The following is a 518-nucleotide window of genomic DNA, read 5'->3' on the forward strand; positions in this document are numbered from 1 at the left end:
GTTAGGTGCCATGTCTGCTACAAAGCGTTTTTTGTATCTGCTTGAATTTTTCGCAGGGTTTGCCGTTCCAGTAATAGTTTTAGCTATGGGCGTGGTCTTTTCACCAATTTTTATCGTTGGCTTGTTTCAAGGAGCGTTTGAAACGTCATATTATTTGGTTTTAGTTGTTGCCGGTTTACTAGGTTTTTGGGGAGCTATAAGCCTTCTAACTTTAACACTACATCCTGAAAAACCTAATACACCTCCTAAACGTCTTAAAATTTATATTTTTGCTGGCGTGGTAGCAGCTTCTTTCGTAGGCTACTTGGCAGGACAAACTAATTGGTTTTTATTAGTCTCCTTTTTAATGACACTAATAGTTACTCTTCATTTAGTATTTCTTCAAAGGCAATATTTAAATCAGTGAAAGCACCTAACAAACGCATTAAAACTCACTTCGTTCGCGCGGACATCTACTTGTGGGCTGGCGCTACGCGCAAGTTTAGCCCACAAGCAGCTGCCCTTTATGCGGGGCGTTA

1 protein-coding gene is annotated in these 518 nt (G+C 40.3%); it reads left to right on the forward strand.

The features are described from left to right. Nucleotides 1–406, forward strand: a 406-nt coding sequence (locus tag CSH92_RS16985) for a hypothetical protein (RefSeq protein ID WP_100658844.1), incomplete at its 5' end; no start/stop codon positions are given. Nucleotides 407–518 lie beyond the last annotated feature (112 nt).

Origin of the sequence: Neoalteromonas flava (assembly GCF_002807685.1) — a bacterium.
GTDB classification, from domain to species: domain Bacteria; phylum Pseudomonadota; class Gammaproteobacteria; order Enterobacterales; family Alteromonadaceae; genus Alteromonas_E; species Alteromonas_E flava.